This is a genomic window from Rhizobium sp. 2YAF20 (genome assembly GCF_052114685.1).
Taxonomy (GTDB): domain Bacteria; phylum Pseudomonadota; class Alphaproteobacteria; order Rhizobiales; family Rhizobiaceae; genus Rhizobium.
Genome location: NZ_JBFRFF010000009.1, coordinates 83,337 through 100,489, shown reverse-complemented (window position 1 = coordinate 100,489; position 17,153 = coordinate 83,337). Strand labels below are relative to the sequence as shown.

Annotated in this window: 24 protein-coding genes; 15 read left to right on the top strand and 9 right to left on the bottom strand. The window is 61.1% G+C overall.

The window, feature by feature from the left end; all coding sequences use genetic code 11:
* Positions 1-40 precede the first annotated feature (40 nt).
* A complete protein-coding gene (locus AB4Z52_RS14175) occupies positions 41-736 on the top strand; it encodes a helix-turn-helix transcriptional regulator (RefSeq protein WP_442218561.1) in 696 nt (231 codons plus the stop codon).
* Between the two features lie 292 nt (positions 737-1,028).
* Here AB4Z52_RS14175 and AB4Z52_RS14170 read toward each other — a convergent pair whose 3' ends face one another.
* Complete coding sequence (locus tag AB4Z52_RS14170) at positions 1,029-1,631, bottom strand: superoxide dismutase (protein ID WP_442218560.1); 603 nt, start codon at positions 1,629-1,631, stop codon at positions 1,029-1,031.
* Between the two features lie 414 nt (positions 1,632-2,045).
* Between AB4Z52_RS14170 and AB4Z52_RS14165 the strand changes: the two genes are divergently transcribed.
* The 4 genes from AB4Z52_RS14165 to AB4Z52_RS14150 all read left to right on the top strand — a co-directional run bounded on the left by AB4Z52_RS14165 (position 2,046) and on the right by AB4Z52_RS14150 (position 3,533).
* Entirely contained in the window at positions 2,046-2,252 is a 207-nt protein-coding gene (locus tag AB4Z52_RS14165) for a cold-shock protein (protein ID WP_442218559.1), read from the top strand.
* A gap of 215 nt (positions 2,253-2,467) precedes the next feature.
* Positions 2,468-2,686, top strand: a complete 219-nt coding sequence (locus tag AB4Z52_RS14160; RefSeq protein WP_442218558.1) for a hypothetical protein — start codon at positions 2,468-2,470, stop codon at positions 2,684-2,686.
* Between the two features lie 203 nt (positions 2,687-2,889).
* A complete protein-coding gene (locus tag AB4Z52_RS14155; protein ID WP_442218557.1) occupies positions 2,890-3,075 on the top strand; it encodes a hypothetical protein in 186 nt (61 codons plus the stop codon).
* Positions 3,076-3,299: 224 nt separating this feature from the next.
* Positions 3,300-3,533, top strand: coding sequence for a hypothetical protein (locus AB4Z52_RS14150; protein ID WP_442218556.1), 234 nt, complete (start codon positions 3,300-3,302; stop codon positions 3,531-3,533).
* Positions 3,534-3,548: 15 nt separating this feature from the next.
* Here AB4Z52_RS14150 and AB4Z52_RS14145 read toward each other — a convergent pair whose 3' ends face one another.
* Positions 3,549-3,839, bottom strand: a complete 291-nt coding sequence (locus tag AB4Z52_RS14145; protein ID WP_442218555.1) for a hypothetical protein — start codon at positions 3,837-3,839, stop codon at positions 3,549-3,551.
* A gap of 496 nt (positions 3,840-4,335) precedes the next feature.
* Between AB4Z52_RS14145 and AB4Z52_RS14140 the strand changes: the two genes are divergently transcribed.
* Positions 4,336-4,989: an aspartate/glutamate racemase family protein gene (locus tag AB4Z52_RS14140; protein WP_442218554.1), complete on the top strand. Its 654-nt coding sequence runs from the start codon at positions 4,336-4,338 to the stop codon at positions 4,987-4,989.
* On the opposite strand, the gene AB4Z52_RS14135 is transcribed toward AB4Z52_RS14140, so the two are convergent.
* Positions 4,986-5,330, bottom strand: a complete 345-nt coding sequence (locus AB4Z52_RS14135) for a nuclear transport factor 2 family protein (RefSeq protein WP_442218553.1) — start codon at positions 5,328-5,330, stop codon at positions 4,986-4,988. The genes AB4Z52_RS14140 and AB4Z52_RS14135 overlap by 4 nt on opposite strands.
* 256 nt (positions 5,331-5,586) lie before the next feature.
* Between AB4Z52_RS14135 and AB4Z52_RS14130 the strand changes: the two genes are divergently transcribed.
* The 3 genes from AB4Z52_RS14130 (at position 5,587) to AB4Z52_RS14120 (ending at position 8,459) form a co-directional block, all read left to right on the top strand.
* Positions 5,587-6,429: an AraC family transcriptional regulator gene (locus tag AB4Z52_RS14130; RefSeq protein ID WP_442218552.1), complete on the top strand. Its 843-nt coding sequence runs from the start codon at positions 5,587-5,589 to the stop codon at positions 6,427-6,429.
* A 102-nt stretch (positions 6,430-6,531) separates the two neighbouring features.
* A complete protein-coding gene (locus AB4Z52_RS14125; RefSeq protein WP_442218551.1) occupies positions 6,532-7,230 on the top strand; it encodes a YbhB/YbcL family Raf kinase inhibitor-like protein in 699 nt (232 codons plus the stop codon).
* Positions 7,227-8,459: a multidrug efflux MFS transporter gene (locus tag AB4Z52_RS14120; RefSeq protein WP_442218550.1), complete on the top strand. Its 1,233-nt coding sequence runs from the start codon at positions 7,227-7,229 to the stop codon at positions 8,457-8,459. The genes AB4Z52_RS14125 and AB4Z52_RS14120 overlap by 4 nt, the downstream gene beginning before the upstream one ends.
* Before the next feature lie 315 nt (positions 8,460-8,774).
* On the opposite strand, the gene AB4Z52_RS14115 is transcribed toward AB4Z52_RS14120, so the two are convergent.
* The 4 genes from AB4Z52_RS14115 to AB4Z52_RS14100 form a co-directional block, all read right to left on the bottom strand.
* A complete protein-coding gene (locus AB4Z52_RS14115; protein WP_442218549.1) occupies positions 8,775-9,647 on the bottom strand; it encodes a DUF2182 domain-containing protein in 873 nt (290 codons plus the stop codon).
* Positions 9,644-10,279 carry a DUF1326 domain-containing protein gene (locus tag AB4Z52_RS14110; protein ID WP_442218548.1) on the bottom strand — a complete coding sequence of 212 codons (636 nt, stop codon included), beginning with the start codon at positions 10,277-10,279 and terminating at the stop codon, positions 9,644-9,646. The genes AB4Z52_RS14115 and AB4Z52_RS14110 overlap by 4 nt, the downstream gene beginning before the upstream one ends.
* Positions 10,280-10,615: 336 nt before the next feature.
* Positions 10,616-10,867: a DUF1488 domain-containing protein gene (locus AB4Z52_RS14105; protein ID WP_442218547.1), complete on the bottom strand. Its 252-nt coding sequence runs from the start codon at positions 10,865-10,867 to the stop codon at positions 10,616-10,618.
* A 273-nt stretch (positions 10,868-11,140) separates the two neighbouring features.
* Entirely contained in the window at positions 11,141-12,028 is an 888-nt protein-coding gene (locus AB4Z52_RS14100) for a branched-chain amino acid aminotransferase (RefSeq protein WP_442218546.1), read from the bottom strand.
* A gap of 180 nt (positions 12,029-12,208) precedes the next feature.
* Here AB4Z52_RS14100 and AB4Z52_RS14095 point away from each other — a divergent pair, with 180 nt between their 5' ends.
* Together AB4Z52_RS14095 and AB4Z52_RS14090 are read left to right on the top strand one after the other, a co-directional pair.
* A complete protein-coding gene (locus AB4Z52_RS14095) occupies positions 12,209-13,129 on the top strand; it encodes a sigma-70 family RNA polymerase sigma factor (RefSeq protein ID WP_442218545.1) in 921 nt (306 codons plus the stop codon).
* A 112-nt stretch (positions 13,130-13,241) separates the two neighbouring features.
* Positions 13,242-13,664 carry a GFA family protein gene (locus tag AB4Z52_RS14090; RefSeq protein ID WP_442218544.1) on the top strand — a complete coding sequence of 141 codons (423 nt, stop codon included), beginning with the start codon at positions 13,242-13,244 and terminating at the stop codon, positions 13,662-13,664.
* Positions 13,665-13,703: 39 nt separating this feature from the next.
* Here AB4Z52_RS14090 and AB4Z52_RS14085 read toward each other — a convergent pair whose 3' ends face one another.
* Together AB4Z52_RS14085 and AB4Z52_RS14080 are read right to left on the bottom strand one after the other, a co-directional pair.
* The gene (locus AB4Z52_RS14085) at positions 13,704-14,099 is read right to left on the bottom strand and encodes an autotransporter outer membrane beta-barrel domain-containing protein (protein ID WP_442218633.1); all 396 of its coding nucleotides are present in this window, start codon (positions 14,097-14,099) and stop codon (positions 13,704-13,706) included.
* Complete coding sequence (locus AB4Z52_RS14080) at positions 14,099-14,335, bottom strand: hypothetical protein (RefSeq protein ID WP_442218641.1); 237 nt, start codon at positions 14,333-14,335, stop codon at positions 14,099-14,101. The genes AB4Z52_RS14085 and AB4Z52_RS14080 overlap by 1 nt, the downstream gene beginning before the upstream one ends.
* A gap of 479 nt (positions 14,336-14,814) precedes the next feature.
* On the opposite strand from AB4Z52_RS14080, the gene AB4Z52_RS14075 reads away from it, so the two are divergent.
* The 4 genes from AB4Z52_RS14075 to AB4Z52_RS14060 all read left to right on the top strand — a co-directional run bounded on the left by AB4Z52_RS14075 (position 14,815) and on the right by AB4Z52_RS14060 (position 17,122).
* Positions 14,815-15,855: a zinc-dependent alcohol dehydrogenase family protein gene (locus AB4Z52_RS14075; protein ID WP_442218543.1), complete on the top strand. Its 1,041-nt coding sequence runs from the start codon at positions 14,815-14,817 to the stop codon at positions 15,853-15,855.
* A 60-nt stretch (positions 15,856-15,915) separates the two neighbouring features.
* Positions 15,916-16,068 (top strand): type II toxin-antitoxin system VapB family antitoxin, encoded by a 153-nt coding sequence (locus tag AB4Z52_RS14070; RefSeq protein ID WP_442218542.1) that lies wholly within the window; start codon positions 15,916-15,918, stop codon positions 16,066-16,068.
* An 85-nt stretch (positions 16,069-16,153) separates the two neighbouring features.
* Entirely contained in the window at positions 16,154-16,546 is a 393-nt protein-coding gene (locus AB4Z52_RS14065) for a type II toxin-antitoxin system VapC family toxin (protein ID WP_442218541.1), read from the top strand.
* A gap of 111 nt (positions 16,547-16,657) precedes the next feature.
* On the top strand, positions 16,658-17,122 hold the full coding sequence (locus AB4Z52_RS14060) for a cupin domain-containing protein (protein ID WP_442218540.1): 465 nt from the start codon (positions 16,658-16,660) through the stop codon (positions 17,120-17,122).
* Positions 17,123-17,153: the final 31 nt, after the last annotated feature.

Sequence of the window (17,153 nt, the reverse complement as noted above, 5' to 3'; positions counted from 1 at the left end):
ACGGGGTGTTGTCAGTAGTGTTTGGCAAGAGGCATCAAAAATGCGCAAGGCGTCGCGCCTGTTCGAGATCATCCAGATCCTGCGGCTGGCCAGGCAGCCGGTAACGGCTGCCGTCATCGCCGGCAAGCTCGAAGTGACCGTGCGCTCGATCTATCGCGATATCGCGGCGCTTCAGGCGATGCGGGTGCCGATCGAGGGGGAACGCGGGATCGGCTACATCCTGCGCCCCGGCTTCGATTTGCCGCCGCTGATGTTCTCCATCGAGGAAATGGAGGCGATCGTGCTGGCGCTGGCACTTCTCGAGCGCACTGGCGACGGCGAACTGAAGCAGGCGGCAAGAGGGGTGAGCCGGAAGATCGCGGGCGCGGTGCCGCTGCCGCTGCGCCAGGCGCTCGATGCCAACGCGCTGCATGCCTGGGGAGCAGGCGTCCCCTCGCCTCCCGGCATCGACCTGGCAATGGTGCGCCGCGCCATCCGCGACGAGGAGAAGCTTGCGATCGGCTACCGCGACGAATCCGGTCGGACGAGCGAACGCACAATCCGCCCGATCGCGCTGATCTACTATTCGCTAACCGCCAATGTCGTCGCCTGGTGCGAACTGCGCCAGGCCATCCGCAACTTCCGTAGCGACCGCATCGAACATTGCGAAGAAACGGGCGCGTGGTTCAAGGGCGAGGGAGAAGGGCTGCGGGAGCTATGGGTCAGCGGCTGGACTTCGAGGCCGGAAGTGGCTTAGGCGGAAGTCGAACATGGTGAGGTGCTTCGCTACCGCAGCGAAGGCGGAGGCAGCTGGCTTCGAACCACGAGGCTGGCCCCCGAAGCCCGGGAGTTTCAGCTGGCCCGGAGACATCGGTGCAAGCGCTTCGCCCTTCGAGACCATTCTTCGAATTGCGCCCCAGGGTGAAGGCTGAACACGCTACGGCAAAATGCCGCCGGCCAAAGGCCTTTTATTCGTCCTGTCGACAAAACAAAAACACCCGGCGCTGCTCTCAGCGCCGGATGCAAACAATCAAACCGGAATAACGAAATTACTTCGTGGCGGCCTCAAAGCGTTCCAGGACGTAGTCCCAGTTGATCAGGCTGTCGATGAAGGCTTCGAGGTATTTCGGGCGAAGATTGCGGTAGTCGATGTAATAGGAGTGTTCCCAGACGTCGACGCCGAGGATCGGGGTGGCGCCGTGGACAAGCGGGTTTTCGCCGTTCGGGGTCTTGGAGATTTCGAGCTTGCCGTTCTTGACGGAAACCCAGGCCCAGCCAGAGCCGAACTGGGTGGCGCCGGCAGCGGCGAAATCGGCCTTGAACTTGTCATAGCCGCCGAGATCGGATGCGAAGGCTGCCTCAAGCTTGCCGGGCAGCTTGTTGCCGCCGCCGCCCTTCTTCATCCACTTCCAGAAATGGATGTGATTGTAATGCTGGGCGGCATTGTTGAAGAGGCCGGCATTTGTGCCGAAGGACTTCTTGACGACATCCTCGAGCGAAAGGTCGCTCAGGCCTGCCTCGGCCGCCAGCTTGTTGCCGTTGTCGACATAGGCCTTGTGGTGCTTGTCGTGGTGGAATTCCAAGGTTTCCTTGGACATGTAGGGAGCGAGTGCATCGTAATCATAGGGAAGTGCAGGCAATTCGAAAGCCATGGTCTTATCTCCTTTTGGCAACAGATTGCTTCCTTGGGCAAGTGAGCCGGAACATAGGAGCGGAACCCGGAGGAGGCAACCGCCGAAATGCCAAAAAACGTTCGCCGGACAGAAAATTTGCCTTTATTTCAGCCAGATGTCCGGCACAGTTGAGGAGCAAATATTAGGGAGCGATGGGCTGACCGGCAACGTGCCAAAGGCCACCAATCAAGGCCAAATAGAGGCGGAAACGACGGATCACCGGAAGTCGGCCTCAAATAAACCTTATTCGACTTCTAGTAGAGATCTATCGTCTTGGGCAGCTTGGCTCTTCGCGGAGAGAGACAGTCTCAATCCGCTGATCTCCTCAAATCGTATGGCCTCGAACACGGCAAAATGTCGTGGTTTCGATGTGTCTTGTTCAAGGGGACCGAGATGTTCAGCGGCATAGTCAAGAATTTCGACGCCGAAAAGGGCTATGGCTTCATACAGCCGAGCGACGGAAGCCTGGCAATCTTCGTTCATGCGAAAGCGGTCACCGGTTCGGGGATCGAAACGCTGGTCAAGGGTCAGAAATTGACCTTCGAGATCCAACAGGACGGTAAGGGCCGAAGCTTCGTCGGCAATTTGAAATTGGCGTGAGCGATAGGGTCGCGGTAGCGACCAGGGATTTTAGTAGTGTTGACCACGGATGTACTGGCAGCCTGCTCGTCCCGATAGCGATCACGCCGAATGTCGGCAGGCGGTTTTTGACCGTCTGCCTGACATCACCTGGGCCCGTAGACCGGTCCCAACAAAGAGCCCCGCGAGGCGCGCCATGACGGCAGCGCTCGACCCGGCCGGAAAGACGAAAAAACATGTCCGCGCATCGCTTCCCCATCGGCCAGACCGTTCGCCTCAAGAGCCGCCGCGGCCTCTCGCCCAAGGCTGCCGACGTCTACCAGATCGTCGCATTTTTGCCTGTCAGAGATAATTCGCCTCAATACCGCATGCGCAACGACGAGGTCGCCCAGGAGCGCGTGTCGCAAGAGCGCGATATCGAGGCCTATGACGCAGCAGCAGCAGCCGCCGAATAGGCACGCTTGCGTCGCTGAGACCAGACATACACCCTCTGCCGCCCACTCCCGCTCACGGGAGAGCGATGACCCAAGCCTGAAAAGCTGGGATAAAGACCCGGGACGCACCCGGACGACGCGCAGCATTCGACCCGCCATGGCCCCTCGGCAATTCTGCCTGAGGTGACTTATCGTGCGCGGTTCATCCTATTCAGGAGGTCACCATGTTGTCTTTTTTCAAGCGCAAGCCGATCGCAATTGCCGTTGTCGCCGTCGTCAAGAAGCCGGCTGTCTCGGCTGCCCGGATCGCCCTTATGAAAGTGCGCGCCGAGGTAAGACGCGAAGAGGCTGATACCTCAGGCGAAATTCGCCGCACGCGATTGACGCTGGAGAATAACAGGCTGATCTAAAGCGGTTCACCGTTCCACGAAAACGCTTCACAGCTCTATCTGCTCGTTTTAACGCAATTCCTAGGGAAACCGCTTCGCACTTTTCCAGGAATCGCTTGAGCACCTCGCCTCCGGGTCAATTTTGCCGATTTCCGGCCCGGCAGGCCCTCAGTCTGCTATGATGTCAGTTCGATGACCGCTTCGTGAGCCTTCCTCTATCATCCAAACGAGAGGACCTGACGCATATGGAACACCCGCCGCCTCCAAACCCTACCCTGAAGGCAGCCCTCGACAACTGGGAAAACGAAGGCGGCGCGCCCTCTCGCTCCGCGAAACGTTACCAGTGCGGCCGGCGCGGCGCCTGGAGCCGATCCTGGTCGATCTACGACGTCAAAACCCAAATGCCAGCCACAATCGCCGCCGCCTCCCTCCACAGCCTCGACCCCGCAACGCTGCGCGGCCGCTTCGAGATGCGATGAGCGAATAAAGCCCCTTCAATGCGCGGTCACGCCCTGGCTTTCCGCCGGGGTGGCGTTTTCCTCGGTGGCCACCCCGGTTCGCCCCTCCAGCCGGAGGTTGATCGCGAGCGCGTAGATCACCTGGAGGGCGTTTACATCCTTGACGTGTGGATCTTCGAGCGCCAGCCGCGAGGCGAGGACGATGTTCTTTTTGGTCGTCTTCGGACAACGCTCGACTGTGAACTTGTGGAGGCTCTCATCGGTTAGGCCATGATAGGCACCCTCGACCAACGCCTCGTAGATTTTTTGACGTTTCTTGTCGCTCATTTGAAAATCCCGCTGCGTGAAGACTGTCATGATATGTTCATGCAACTGTCACAAACAATCGCGAGATGAGGGATATGTGGGATGGATGGCGGTTGAGTGCCGGATTTGCCGCCATGCGCTTTGTTGAGCTATAGGGATGATAATGCCCGGGGCTGTTCACCCTCTGCTTGATGGCAGGGCAATTGCATGCGGGATGCAAATTGGCGGTTGCTTGCTCCAGCCCTCATGGTGAGGAGACCCAACGGGCCGTCTCGAACCGCGGGCCTCGAGGCAATTCTTCGAGTTGCACCTCAGGATGAGGGCTCAACATCTCAGCCTCGGTTCCAATCGCTCTTCATATGCGAACACCCTCCCCTTGCCGGGGAGGTCGGCACGCAGTGCCGGGGTGGGGTGATCTCTTGAGACATCCAACGGTCACCCCCAGCCGCAACTTCGCTGCGACCTCCCCCATTAAGGGGGACTGGAGATTACCGCAACTTTACGATAGGCCAAACCGATGACCATAGCCTGCCTCCATACCGCCGAAAGCAATATCGCCGTCTTCGAAGAGGCGGCCGGGCGGTTGGGGCTGCCGGCGGGCACACTGCGCCATACGGTCCGGGCCGACCTCCTGCAGGCTGCGGAGAGGGCTGGCGGGCTGACCCCGGAGATCGAGGCGGAGACCCGGCTGGTGCTTCTGTCGCTTGGACAGGATGCCGACGGCGTTCTTCTGAGCTGCTCGACGCTCGGGCCTGCGGCCGATATCGTCACGTCGGCGACTGAGATCCCGACATTGCGAGCCGATGGGGCGCTGGCGCGAAGGGCGGTTGCAGGGGGCGGACGGGTCGTCGTTCTCTGCTCGGTCGAAACGACGCTGGCTCCCACGACCGCGTTGTTTCGCGCGGCGGCGCTTGAGACCAGTGCCGACGTCGAAGTTCGCCTGGTGGCCGGCGCCTGGGATCTGTTCAGGGCCGGCGACACAGCCGCCTATCTCAAGGTGATCGCCGAGGCATCCGACGAAGCCTACGCCGAGGGCGCCTCGGTCGTCGCGCTTGCCCAGGCCTCGATGACCGGGGCTGACCGCTTCGCCATGGGATCGAAGATGCCGCTTTCCAGCCCCTTTATCGGGCTTGCTGCAATCACCGAGCAGGCAGCCTACCCCAAGGTTTAGACATTGCGGCCGAAATAGACGGTGATTTCGGCAATCCTGTCGCCTTTGAAGCGCATGAGCTCGACATTGCGGAAGGCGCCGCCAGCGAGCTTTTCGGCGCGGTAGCCGATCATCGCCGTGTCGCCGTCAAAAACAAGGTGCTCGATATCGATTACCCTGAAAGGCTGCTTTTCTGGCCAGCATCGCTCGAAATAGGTCTTCCGGTCGATGTGGTCGTCCTGAGGGCTGGAAAAGGTGAAATCCTCGGTCAGCACCGCGGCGACCCGGTCGCGTCGGCCTTCGAGGTAGGCCTCATAACAGCTGCGGGCCGTGGCGGCTCGCGGTCCATCGATATTGGTCATGGCATATCTCCTCCTTCTCAGGGCAGTCTTTCGGGATGGGGGGCTCCGCCGGCCCGCACCAAAATCCGATTGCAATATGCAATCAGTTTGTACCAGTCTTTCGACGAAAACTCAAGTCGACGCGAGCTTCCGTGCCTTGGCATCTTCGCGGCCATGGTCCAAAGTGCAGCGATATTTGCTTTTGCGCTTGTTGCTATCCTCCAAGCGCCAAGTCCGTTTGGCGACATTTATTCGTGACATGGAAAGGCTGCCTCCGATGCCCGGCGCATATGTGATACTCGACCGACTGCGCCAGCTGGCAGCGAGAGACAACAGACCGGTGGTTCCACTGTCGGAGCGTCGGGGCGGCTCGTCGTCTCTTTTCACCTTCGTCACCCATGAACGCGAGCGCATTGCCGGGGCTTCCTTTTCGCTCCTGTCGATCGTTGCGATCGTCGAGGGCGCCAAGGAGCTGGTGACCATGGGCCGTCACTTGAGATTTCAGGCAGGCACCGTGCTGGTGCTGCCTGCGGGGTGGTGCGGCGATGTCGTCAACGATCCGGACCCGTCGAGCGGCGCCTATCGCGCCATCTTCATCGATTTCCCGGATGTGCTCGTCCGGCGAGCCTCAGCGACCTTTCCGCCGACGCGGGCAGCGGCACGGCTTGATATCGGGCTCGACGCGACACTTGCAGCGGCGATCCACCATGCAGGCGAAGGCATCGCTTCCGGCGATCTGCCCGCCGCCGTTCTCAACCATCGTCTGATGGAAGTGCTGATGGTGCTCGGCATGCGCGGGGCGTTGCCGGCAAGGCCCGAAACCACGGCCGAGGCCGTACGGGCGCTGGTGCGCTGGCGGCCGGACCGGGCCTGGACCGCCGACATAATCGCTGCCGAACTGGTGACTAGCAACGCGACGCTTCGCCGCCGGCTTTCGGCGGAAGGAGCATCGCTGCGTGACCTTGTCGCCTCGGAACGCGCGGTGCTGGCAAATGCCATGTTGACGGATGACGGCTTGTCACTTCGCGAGGCAGCGCTTGCGACCGGGTATCGTTCGCCGCGACGCTTTGCAGAGCGCATGCGTGCTGCCGGGCCGGACCGGGAGAAAAGATCAGACTGAGCGGCCTTGGACAATTCCTGAGCGTTTCCGTACGTAGCCATCCGGGGCAACCTGCTAGGTATCGCCCATCAACATTCCACCGAGATGAGAGGGCAGAAGACCATGCAGAGCACCACCCGGTACATCGGCGCCATCCTGATTGCCGCAGCCACAGCGACGGCGGCCCTTCCGGCCGCCGCGGCTGAACTCACGGTCCGCTTCGGCGAGAAGATGCCCGGCAACATGCTCGCGCCGGAAAGCGCCTCCTGCGTTGCCACGCGCGAGGGCAAGTCGAGGCCCGGCCGCAATGAAAGCCCCGCCCTCTCTTGGTCCAGAGGGCCGGCGGGAACGCGCTCCTATGCGCTGACTATGGTCGATCCGTCGGTGCCGGTCGATCGCTCCGATTTCAACAAGCCGGCAACCATGATCGTCCACGACGCCCCCCGGATGGAGTTCGTGCATTGGGTGCTGGCGGATATCCCCGATGGTGTGACGCATTTTGCCGAAGGTGCGGATGGCGAAGGCACTACGAAGGACGGACTGGCGCTGAAGCGCACCATTCACGGGCTGCGCGGCCAGAACGGTACGGGAGACGGCACGTTGAAGACCGGCCCGCACGGCGGCTATCTCGGCCCCTGCCCGCCCTGGAACGATGAGCGCATTCATCGCTACGTCGTGACGGTGTACGCGCTCGACGTCGCCGAACTGCCGCTGCCGCCGATCTTTTCGCGCGCCGATCTTCTAGCGGCAGCAAAGAGCCATATCCTGGCCAGCGGCACAGCGGAGATCGACTACACAGTCAATGAAGGTGCTCGAAAATGACGGAGACACGATGGGAAACCGCCTCAGTGGCAGAACCTGAAACCGCCTATTGGATGCGGAATATGGTGATCTGCCTCGTCGGTTCATTCACCACCATCGTCGCCATGACCCTTCTGTTGCCCTTCCTGCCGATCTATGTCGAGGAACTCGGCGTCACCGACAAGGCGGCCGTCGTCGAGTGGTCGGGCATCGCCTATGGCGCGACCTTCTTTGCCGCGGCCCTCGTCGCGCCGCTCTGGGGCAGGCTCGGCGATATCTACGGCCGCAAGCTGATGCTCATTCGCGCCAGCCTCGGCATGGCGGTGGCGATTTCGCTGATGGGCATGGCCGGCAATGTCTGGGAACTCGTCGGGCTGAGGCTCTTTACCGGGCTCGCCGGCGGCTATGCGTCGGGCTCGATGGTGCTGGTCGCCACCCAGACGCCGAAGGACCGCTCCGGCTGGGCGCTCGGCATGCTCGCCTCCGGCGTCATGGCCGGCAATCTCGTCGGCCCACTGATCGGCGGAGCGCTGCCGCCGTTCATCGGGATTCGTGGCACGTTTCTCGCAGCAGGCGCGGTGATCTTCGTGACCTTCCTCGCGACGACTTTCCTATTGAAGGAGGAGAAATCGTCAGCGCGCAAGAAGGCGGCAAAGGCGAGCGGCGGTTGGAAATCGGTCCCCGATAAGGGGCCCGTCATTGCCATGCTGGCGACGGGGCTGATGCTGATGCTCGCCAACATGTCGATCGAGCCGATCATAACTGTTTACGTGGCCCAAATCGTCGAAAGTCAGGCAAGCGTAACCTTGGTCTCGGGCATCGTCATGTCGGTTGCAGCACTCGGAAGTATCCTCTCGGCCTCGCGGCTCGGCAAGCTTGCCGACCGGATCGGCTATTGGACGGTGATCACCGCAGCGCTCGGTGTCGCGGCGTTGCTGCTGATACCCCAGGCCTTCGTCGTGAACGCCTGGCAGTTGATCGGGCTGCGGTTCCTGATGGGGGTAGCGCTTGGCGGGCTGCTCCCCTGCATCACTGCCGTCATCCGCCATAATGTTCCCGATGCCGCCGCCGGCAACGTCCTCGGTCTCTCTATCTCGTCGCAATATATCGGCCAGGTCGCAGGGCCGGTCCTCGGCGGCTTCATCGGCGGCCACATCGGCATGCGCGCCGTATTTCTGGGTACCGCTGTGCTTCTGGCGGGATGTGCCTGCTATAGCTGGATGGTTCGGCCGAGGGAGGCTGAGGGGTAGAAACCGGACTGTGCCGGACAGTGTGCTGTGCGAATAAAAGGTAATACCCGGGAATACCTGCCATGGCGACAAACCGCGCAACGACTGTCAAACTCGACATCGAGACAAACAATGGCCGATAAGCTTCGGCCATTCCAGAAATATCACCGTCTACCGATTTGACGACAACGAGGTCATCATTCTCGCCGTTCGACATGGCAAGGTAGCAGGTTTCTGAGTTGCAGATGGCGCGATCGGTGGGTGTCGCGAGAAGGCACCCCACCCGGCACTTCGTGCCGACCCTCCCCATCAGGGGGAGGGTAAGCCTTCCACAAATCAACCAGCACCAGCGAGCAGCCAGATGCCGGCGGCGGTGATGAGGGTGCCGGACATTCGAGGGATCAGCCGGCCCACCGGGACGATCTTTTCGAGAAGTACGAGGATCGTCAGGCCAGCGATCCAGAGCACGTTCATGATGCCGCCGACGAAGAGCAGGACCATCAACGCAGAGCAGCAGCCGAGGCAATAGCCGCCATGGGCCATGCCGAGACGAAGAGCGCCGAGCGGCTCGCTGCGGAAGCCGCCATTTGCCATCAGAAAGCCGAGAGGCGCCTGACAGGATCGAAGGCAGGTGTCCTTCAGCGGCGTCCATTGATAGAGACCGACCGCGATCAGCAGGATGCCGCCAAGGGTGGCACTCGCGGTCGCCATCATCGGCGTCAGCAGGGCAAGGGCGGTCAAGGCCCATTGGGCCAGTGTCGCGAGCGCACTGAAGCCTATCCATACCAGCAGATAACCGGCGAAGAACCATCCGGCCGGCGCGAAGGGGGCGCCCTCCGCCGCCGCCTTGCGCCCGACGCCAGCATAGAGAAGGATCATCGGCATGACCGATGGCGTCATCATGCCGACCATCATCACCGACCACATCGAAAACATGAACGCGAAGTCGGCAGGGGACCAGGCCCGGAGGGCCGGCGCCATCATGCCTGCCACTGCGCTATCGGTAGGTGCGCTCATATCCATGCCGGCCATATTGCCGGCGCTCATGTCCATCCCTGTCGTGCCTGCGGGGGGCGGCGTCACCATGTGGGCGGAAAGCCAGAGTACGTATGCCCACGCAAGGAGCGTCAACATTATCAGCGCGGCCGCGACAACCAGGCGGTCTCGCCTCTGGAGTGCGGCAAACTCGGCACCCGCTCCTGCTGTCAATGGATGATACCATCCTGGCAGAGATGCAGTTCGGCAAACTGTCCGTAGCTGTCGGCAAGGTCGAGCTTGATCGGCCCTTCCGTCTTCGTCCAGCCACGCCCCATTTCGGCGCGGGTATATTCGAAGCCGTCGTCGAGCACAATGGCGCCTTGATATTCCACGCCGGTCACCGGGTTGACGATGGGCTCACCGCGCTGGTCGATATAGCCGGCGACCTTCAGCTTTGCCCGCCGCTGCTTGACATCGACCTCGAAGTCTATGTCGGTGAAGACAGGGTCGTGGATCTTGGTCAGCATCGACGCGAAGACATTGAACATGGTGGCGCCCGGCTTGGTGTCCTGCCCGCTCATGATCCGCAATATTGCGTCCCGCTGTGCGGCATCGGCGCGCTTGTCGACGATCGGCAGCGCCTGGCCGTTACCGAAATGAATGGGTCCGGGCCAGGCGAAGATGCCGGCAATCCTGAGGCCGTCGAGCTTGATATCGCGATGATGACCCTCATCGATTTGCAGGCCGACCACGGCCGTGCAGTTGCCATGCGTCGGCAAGGCGTTGAATTGGCATGGGCAACCGTAGGCGCAATTGCAATTGGCAAATTCGCGGCCGTGAATGGTCCATTTGGTATCCGCCATGGCACTCCCCTCCCCAAGGAAACACCGCTCAGGCTGGTTCAGAGCGGGTACGTTGGTATTTTAGATATTTATCATGTTCGAAGGGCAGTGTCGACGACGGCGGGTGCCGCCTCTCCTTCTCTCCTCGGGGAGAAGGTGCCCGAAGGGCGTATGAAGGGGCAGGTAGTACGATCAAGAAATCAGAAACTTCCCGTCGTGTCGCCCCCTCATCGCCTCGCTTTGCTCGGCCCTTCTCCCCAGGGCGGAAAGGCGAGCATGAGGACCGTGCCCGGCGTATCTACTCTTCTTGACGGGAGGCTGAAAAAGGTCAGGTTAGCATCGTCACGCCCGCAGGGATCAGCGAAAATCGGCCTGGGTCAGGACATACATGCGCTTGCGGGCATAGGAATAGGCCTTGCGGGCGACATTCTGGATGCCTTCGCGGGCGTTGTCGAATGCGGCGAGATAGGCCGCTTCGGTGTTTGCGCCGGCAAAGACATCGACCTCGACAAGAAACGGCACTTCAAACATGCCGTCATGACCGATGAAGCGGATACGATGGGCGGCGGCATCATAGCTGCGGCTGGGATTGGGAAAGCTGAGAGCCATGATCGGATACCTTTGAACAGTCACGTTTGACGGCACAGGCAAAGCTGCGCCAGTTGAGGGGCCGATGAGGACGAATAGTCCCCTATAGATCGGAACGGTTATTTCAGTTGTGACTTCGTCGTCGACGGGCGTCACTTACATGGAAGGTATCACAATATTGGAAAAAATGGGGGACTAAATCGAGAATATTTGCCGGATCGGCATATTATTCTTTCAAAATACTGCTCCTGAAAACGCGCCCCTCCCGCCCCCAGCCGAAAGGGCGCGGGCCCGTCAATCCTCGATGCTGTTTTTTGAGTAGGCCCAGTCCAAATAGAGATCGAGGGCTTTGCGGGCGATCGGGCCTTCCTGAAGCTCGCGGTCGTCGAGGCGGTTGACGCCGACGATTTTCGAATAATTGCCGCTGGTGAAAATCTCGTCGGCCGTCATGAAATCATCGACTGAGAGCGTCGCCTCGATGACATCGAAGCCCGCCTGCCGCAAAAGACCGATGACGCGGGCACGGGTGATGCCGGCAAGGAAGGTGCGGTTGGCGACGGGCGTGTACACGACGCCGTCCTTGACCATGAAGATATTCGAGGAGGCCGTCTCGGCGACGTTGCCGTTCGTATCGCGGGCAAGCGCATTGTCGAAACCGCGGCGCTTGGCCTCGAGTACCATACGACCGCTATTGGGGTAGAGCGCACCGGCCTTGGCATCGGTCATCGCGGTTTCCGGCGATGGACGGCGGAAGGGCGATACCGTCAGCGAGATCGGCCTTGCATTGTTCATCGGCGCCTCGAACAGGCAGAGCGCAAAGCGCGTGCTTTCTGGATCGACCGCAACGACGCTGCCGGCAGAGCCATGCTCGCCCCAATACATCGGCTTGATGTAGATCGCCGTCTGGCCGTCAAATTTCTTGACGCCTTCCCAGGCGAGCGCCTCGATCTCTTCCGGCGTCTTGACGGCATCAAGGCCCATGGCGAGAGCGGAGCGATTGATGCGTTGGCAATGAAGGTCGAGATCGGGGGCGATGCCGTCGAACCAGCGGGAACCGTCGAATACGGTCGAGCCAAGCCACATGGCGTGCGAGGTCGGGCCGATCAAGGGCGGATTGCCAGAGACCCACTCGCCTTCGACAAAGGTCCAGGTGGTTGACCGTGGGGTTGTATCGACTGCCATTTTACGTCTCCTTGAAAGCGCTGGAAGTGAAATCCCCGCGCCATCAAAGGGTCAAGCAGAAAGTGCAACACGGTCTGGTTTCGCAACAAAAGGCAGCAAGCGGCGGGGCGGGCGCAATATTCGTGCAGGGTGGGTAAACTTCGACGTATCCTAAAGACCTTCGCCTGCGTATGGATCGATATGGAAACCGAAACAGATCTCCTGGGTGCGCTCGACACGACCGGACTCTTCGAGGCGCGATATGTCGCATTTCTCGATACCATCACGCATCTCCGCCCAAAGTTGCACCGCTACTGCGCGCGGATGACCGGTTCGGTGCTCGACGGGGAAGATGTGATGCAGGAGGCGGTGTTCGAAGCCTATCGCAAATTGGAAAGCTATGACGACGATCGTGCGCTCAGCCCGTGGCTGTTCCGGATCGTCCACAATCGCTGCATCGATTACCTACGTCGGCGTCAGGTCCGGGAGGCGGCCGAGACAGCCGCCGCGAAGCCGGAAACGGTTCCGGCTCTGGAAATTCCCGGTCGTGAGGTCGATCGCGCTGTCGAGCGCCTCGTGGTCAATCTGCCTCCCAAGGAGCGCGCCTGCGTGCTTCTCAAGGACGTATTCGACTACTCGCTCGATGAAATCGCCGATCTGGTCGATTCAACTGTCGGCGGGGTGAAGGCCGCCCTCAGTCGCGGCCGCGCCAAGCTGGAGAGCTTGCCCGCAACAACCGCAAACAGGCCCGCAACGACCCCTGAGACGCTGGAATTGCTCCGCCTCTATGTCGACCGGTTCAATCGACGTGATTGGGACGGCGTGCGTGAACTCGCCAGCGCCGATGCACGGCTGCGCGTCGCGGATTGCTTTGCGGGGCGTCTCGCCGACTCACCCTATTTCGTCGAATACGGGCGCCCCATCATCCCCTGGCGCATGGCGGTCGGCACGGTCGATGGTGAGACGGTCGTCATCATCTTGGGGGCCGACGCGTCGGGGAAAACGCCGTTCTCCGCGATCCGCCTTGACGTTGCCGGCGGCCGCATTGTGGGCATCACCGACTACATCAAGAGCGCCTGGGTTCTCGAGGCGGCTCGCTCGGTTGCCGTCGAACCGGCTTAGGTACGTCGAGCGGCCAAGGAAACACTGCCCTAGCGTATCCTGTGGCGGTCGGTGCGCGTAACAGATGCGCAACCATCGTCGAACCAGCATCGACTACAAGGGAGATGGCTCAATGGTCCTGAAAACACATAGCGGCAGCTGCCACTGCGGCGCCGTTCGCTTCGAGGCGGACGTCGATATCGCCGAGGGAACGGTAAAATGCAACTGTTCGAGCTGCACCAAAGCTCGTTCCTGGCTTGTAATCGCGCCAGCCAACCGCTTCCGTCTTGTTGCCGGTATCGAATCCCAGGCGGAGTATCAATGGACACCGCCGGGGCGCGCGGGTCCGACGATCCAATTTCACTTTTGCAAGATCTGCGGCATCCGTACGCCTGGACGTGGCGATCTCGAAGTGATGGGAGGCGTCTTCTACGCGGTTCAGGTCCCCTTGCTCGACGACATCGATCCTGACGAATTGGCAGCAGCGCCGATCCGCTACCTCGACGGCCGTCACGATCATTTCGACCGGCCGCCGTCCGATGTCCGTTTTTTGTGACACCGACCGGCCAGGTTTGCGTGATCTCCGAAACCGGTTCTACCAGTTCACACGCAAACCGACCTTTTCGCCGTAGGAGTGCGTGTCTCCGCCGAATGTGGACGAATTTTCGACGCTGCCAAAGAGACTGGCGCGTGCCGACAGCTGGACACTGGCGCCGAGGCCGATCTCGCCACCTGTCCCGAAGATTCGCGATAGACGGAACGGGGCGATCGGCGGATGAAAAACTGGTGGCCGGCTGGCCGAGAAATTCGTGCTAGAGATTGGCGACGCCCAGACCGATACCGTGCGCGGCGCGTCGGAGGGGCTTGCCTTCTCTATCTCCCACAACCGCGACAGCCGTCCGCAGGTTCGCCCGGCGAGCGAAGCGAGGTCGCTGAACGAGAGGTTAGCCGCACCGCCGTTGAGCGAACTGAAATCAAAGCCCTGATAGATCAGCTGCGACTGCGGTTCGATCCGCCAGCCGTTTGCAAGCGCAAAGAATCGATGCCCTGCGGATCGCCTTCCTCGTGTCGTGCAGTGCAGTGCTGCAAGGATGCGGTTTCTTGTTCCCAGATCGTGAACCCGCCTTGGTAGGCAATAGCGGCGCCAAGTCCGGTTCCCGAAGGGTTGTTGGCAGTAATGGCGCCTGCGCCGATCACGTCGATCTCGTTGGGCTGGGTTCCCGTCACCCCGAGCGCATAAAGGGCGGGCGTCGAGCCCCGAAAGCAAATATGCCATTGCCGGTATCCAGCGTTCTCGGCGGCACGGTCCCGAAGACTGTGCAGAAAATCGTTTGGCCGAGGGCGGCATTCGTCGTCACCATCAAACCGAAGAGCGCCAGGGCGGCGGGGGCCCCAATCCCCAATCTGAGAGTCATTTCAAAGCTTGGCACCCACATAGTTGCGCCGCGTGATAAGTTGATAAAAAATTAGACAATACTAATATTCCAAGAAGGGCGTAGGGAGCAAATACCGAATCATGTTGTATGTTTGTTTTTCCACACGTCGCTTGCAACGTCAGTGCTATTGGTTGCACTCCGGAGAAATGCTCGACAGGAGTGAGCGTCTCGACCGATCCGTCGCCGAACGCTGCATCTCAACGCTGGAGCCGGCGTGCGAGCCGTGTCATCATCAATCACGCCAGCCCAGCCCAGCCAGGAAGCGACGCGATGAAAGCCATGTACTACGACGCCTTCGGGAAGGCCCCCGAGATCCGTACCCTGCCCGACCCGACACCTGATGAGGACGGGGTCGTAATATCGGTCGGGGCCAGCGGTCTTTGCCGCAGCGACTGGCACGGCTGGATGGGTCACGATCCGGATATCCGCCTGCCGCATGTGCCCGGCCACGAACTTGCGGGCAAGGTGGTGGCAACCGGGCGCGGCGTCCTGCACTTCAAGGTCGGGGACCGGGTGACCGTGCCTTTCGTCTCCGGCTGCGGCCGCTGCTCCGAGTGCCATTCCGGCAATCAACAGGTCTGCCCCAACCAGTTCCAGCCGGGATTTACCCATTGGGGCTCCTTTGCCGAATATGTCGCGATCGACTATGCCGACACCAATCTCGTTCACCTGCCCGAGACGATCGACGACGCGACGGCGGCAAGCCTCGGCTGCCGGTTTGCCACGTCGTTTCGCGCCGTCGCCGACCAGGCAAGGACGCGGCCCGGCGAATGGATCGCAGTGCATGGCTGCGGCGGGGTCGGGTTGTCGGCTATCATGATCGCAACGGCGCTCGGCGCAAACGCCATCGCCATCGATGTCTCGCACGAGAAGCTCGCCTTTGCCCGGGAATGCGGCGCTGTCGCCACCGTTAACGCCACTGAAGTTGCCGACGTTCCCGAAGCGGTGCGCGAGATCACGAAAGGCGGCGCCCACGTCTCTATCGATGCGCTCGGCCACCCCGCAACCTGCTTCAATTCGATCAGGAACCTGCGCCGCCGGGGCCGCCATGTGCAGATCGGCCTGATGCTCGGCGAGCACGCGACGCCTCAGATACCGATGGCGCAGGTCATCGGTCACGAACTGGAGATCTACGGCAGCCACGGCATGCAGGCCTGGCGCTACGACGCCATGCTGTCGATGCTGTTGGCCGGCAAGATCGCGCCGCAAAAGCTGATCGGCCGCCGCATCTCGCTGGAAGACGCCGCCCCCGCGCTGACGAGGCTCGACAAGGCGGAAGGCATCGGCATCAGCGTTATCACGCGGTTTTGACGAGGACACCGGCGTTGTCATGACAAAGGATGTGTAATGTCATGACAACGGAGTTTCATCATGAACCTGCAAATTCACGATCCGCGCGCGCATGAACTGGCAAGCGAACTTGCCCGAAAGCGCAACAGCTCGATGACCGACGCCGTTATCGCCGCGCTGGAAGCGGAATTGCAACGAAGCGCCAGGCCGCCGCTTGGCAAAGCCTGGCGCTGATCGCCAACGACCTCGCCTACGAGCCAAAGCCGGGAGGCCATGACCCAAGCCGCGACGAGATTGACGCGCTTTGGGGTCATTCCTGATGTTCATAGATACGTCTGTTATCGTGGCTGTCCTTTCGAACGAGGATGATGCCGCAGCCCTGGCCGAACGCATGGAGGCAGCGCCCCTGCGCGTCACCTCCGCCCTCGTTTTCCTTGAGGCGACGATGCGCCTTTCGACGAAACCGGCGATCCATCCGCTTGCCGTCAAGAAGCGCATCCAGGCTTTTCTCAGCGAGGCGGACATCGGCTTTGCACCGATGGGCGAGCGCACAGCAGTGCTCTCGATGAAGGCTTTTGCCGACTACGGGAAAGGAACAGGCCACCCCGCTCAATTGAACCTCGCCGATTGCCTTTCCTATGCCTGCGCCAAAGCACAGGGCATTCCCCTTCTCTACCAGGGTGAGGATTTTTCCCACACGGACTTGGCCTAGCAACGCGATGACCGCGACGGCGGCCGCCTCATCTCAGACTTTAGTGGAGTTGCCAAAGGCGGACTTAAGGTTTAACGCAGCCGCCCTTAAGAAGAAAAACAAGAAAGCGACATGATGTCCAACTCGAACACCGCCACCAAGGCAACGGCTGCGAAGGCCTCCTTCGTGCTTGCCGACCATGTGGAACGCCGGGCTCGCCTCGAAGGCACCTGGCTCAATATCTTCGACGTCACGGTTCCGCCAAGTGCCGGCACGCCCCTCCACAGCCATGCGAGCCCCGAGGTTTTCCGCATCATCGAAGGCAGCCTGACGATCCAGCGCATGACGGATGGCGGACTTACGGAGGTCACCGCAGTCGCCGGCGATATCGTCACCATCCCGGAGCATGTTCCCCACGGCTACCGCAATCCAGGCCATGCTCCTGCTGTATTCGCGGCGATCGTCGACAGGGAAATGGCCCTCTATTTCGAAGCTGCCGACACCGCCAAACCCGTTGCCGGAACACCCAAGGATGAAGCCGCCGAGCAGGTCATCGTTGCGGCAGGTGCTTTTGGAATCCGCATACTCGCGGCTTAACGGAATGTTGAGAGCTGGTGCTTACGCCGCG

Bases quoted from the DNA above. Each gene is read 5' to 3' on its own strand.
- AB4Z52_RS14130 (WP_442218552.1), top strand. From the start codon at position 5,587: ATGCCCGGCGCATATGTGATACTCGACCGACTGCGCCAGCTGGCAGCG.
- AB4Z52_RS14160 (WP_442218558.1), top strand. From the start codon at position 2,468: ATGTCCGCGCATCGCTTCCCCATCGGCCAGACCGTTCGCCTCAAGAGC.
- AB4Z52_RS14155 (WP_442218557.1), top strand. From the start codon at position 2,890: ATGTTGTCTTTTTTCAAGCGCAAGCCGATCGCAATTGCCGTTGTCGCC.
- AB4Z52_RS14075 (WP_442218543.1), top strand. From the start codon at position 14,815: ATGAAAGCCATGTACTACGACGCCTTCGGGAAGGCCCCCGAGATCCGT.
- AB4Z52_RS14120 (WP_442218550.1), top strand. From the start codon at position 7,227: ATGACGGAGACACGATGGGAAACCGCCTCAGTGGCAGAACCTGAAACC.
- AB4Z52_RS14135 (WP_442218553.1), bottom strand. From the start codon at position 5,330: ATGACCAATATCGATGGACCGCGAGCCGCCACGGCCCGCAGCTGTTAT.
- AB4Z52_RS14110 (WP_442218548.1), bottom strand. From the start codon at position 10,279: ATGGCGGATACCAAATGGACCATTCACGGCCGCGAATTTGCCAATTGC.
- AB4Z52_RS14105 (WP_442218547.1), bottom strand. From the start codon at position 10,867: ATGGCTCTCAGCTTTCCCAATCCCAGCCGCAGCTATGATGCCGCCGCC.
- AB4Z52_RS14140 (WP_442218554.1), top strand. From the start codon at position 4,336: ATGACCATAGCCTGCCTCCATACCGCCGAAAGCAATATCGCCGTCTTC.
- AB4Z52_RS14145 (WP_442218555.1), bottom strand. From the start codon at position 3,839: ATGAGCGACAAGAAACGTCAAAAAATCTACGAGGCGTTGGTCGAGGGT.
- AB4Z52_RS14125 (WP_442218551.1), top strand. From the start codon at position 6,532: ATGCAGAGCACCACCCGGTACATCGGCGCCATCCTGATTGCCGCAGCC.
- AB4Z52_RS14070 (WP_442218542.1), top strand. From the start codon at position 15,916: ATGAACCTGCAAATTCACGATCCGCGCGCGCATGAACTGGCAAGCGAA.
- AB4Z52_RS14100 (WP_442218546.1), bottom strand. From the start codon at position 12,028: ATGGCAGTCGATACAACCCCACGGTCAACCACCTGGACCTTTGTCGAA.
- AB4Z52_RS14095 (WP_442218545.1), top strand. From the start codon at position 12,209: ATGGAAACCGAAACAGATCTCCTGGGTGCGCTCGACACGACCGGACTC.
- AB4Z52_RS14065 (WP_442218541.1), top strand. From the start codon at position 16,154: ATGTTCATAGATACGTCTGTTATCGTGGCTGTCCTTTCGAACGAGGAT.
- AB4Z52_RS14060 (WP_442218540.1), top strand. From the start codon at position 16,658: ATGATGTCCAACTCGAACACCGCCACCAAGGCAACGGCTGCGAAGGCC.
- AB4Z52_RS14150 (WP_442218556.1), top strand. From the start codon at position 3,300: ATGGAACACCCGCCGCCTCCAAACCCTACCCTGAAGGCAGCCCTCGAC.
- AB4Z52_RS14170 (WP_442218560.1), bottom strand. From the start codon at position 1,631: ATGGCTTTCGAATTGCCTGCACTTCCCTATGATTACGATGCACTCGCT.
- AB4Z52_RS14090 (WP_442218544.1), top strand. From the start codon at position 13,242: ATGGTCCTGAAAACACATAGCGGCAGCTGCCACTGCGGCGCCGTTCGC.
- AB4Z52_RS14175 (WP_442218561.1), top strand. From the start codon at position 41: ATGCGCAAGGCGTCGCGCCTGTTCGAGATCATCCAGATCCTGCGGCTG.
- AB4Z52_RS14165 (WP_442218559.1), top strand. From the start codon at position 2,046: ATGTTCAGCGGCATAGTCAAGAATTTCGACGCCGAAAAGGGCTATGGC.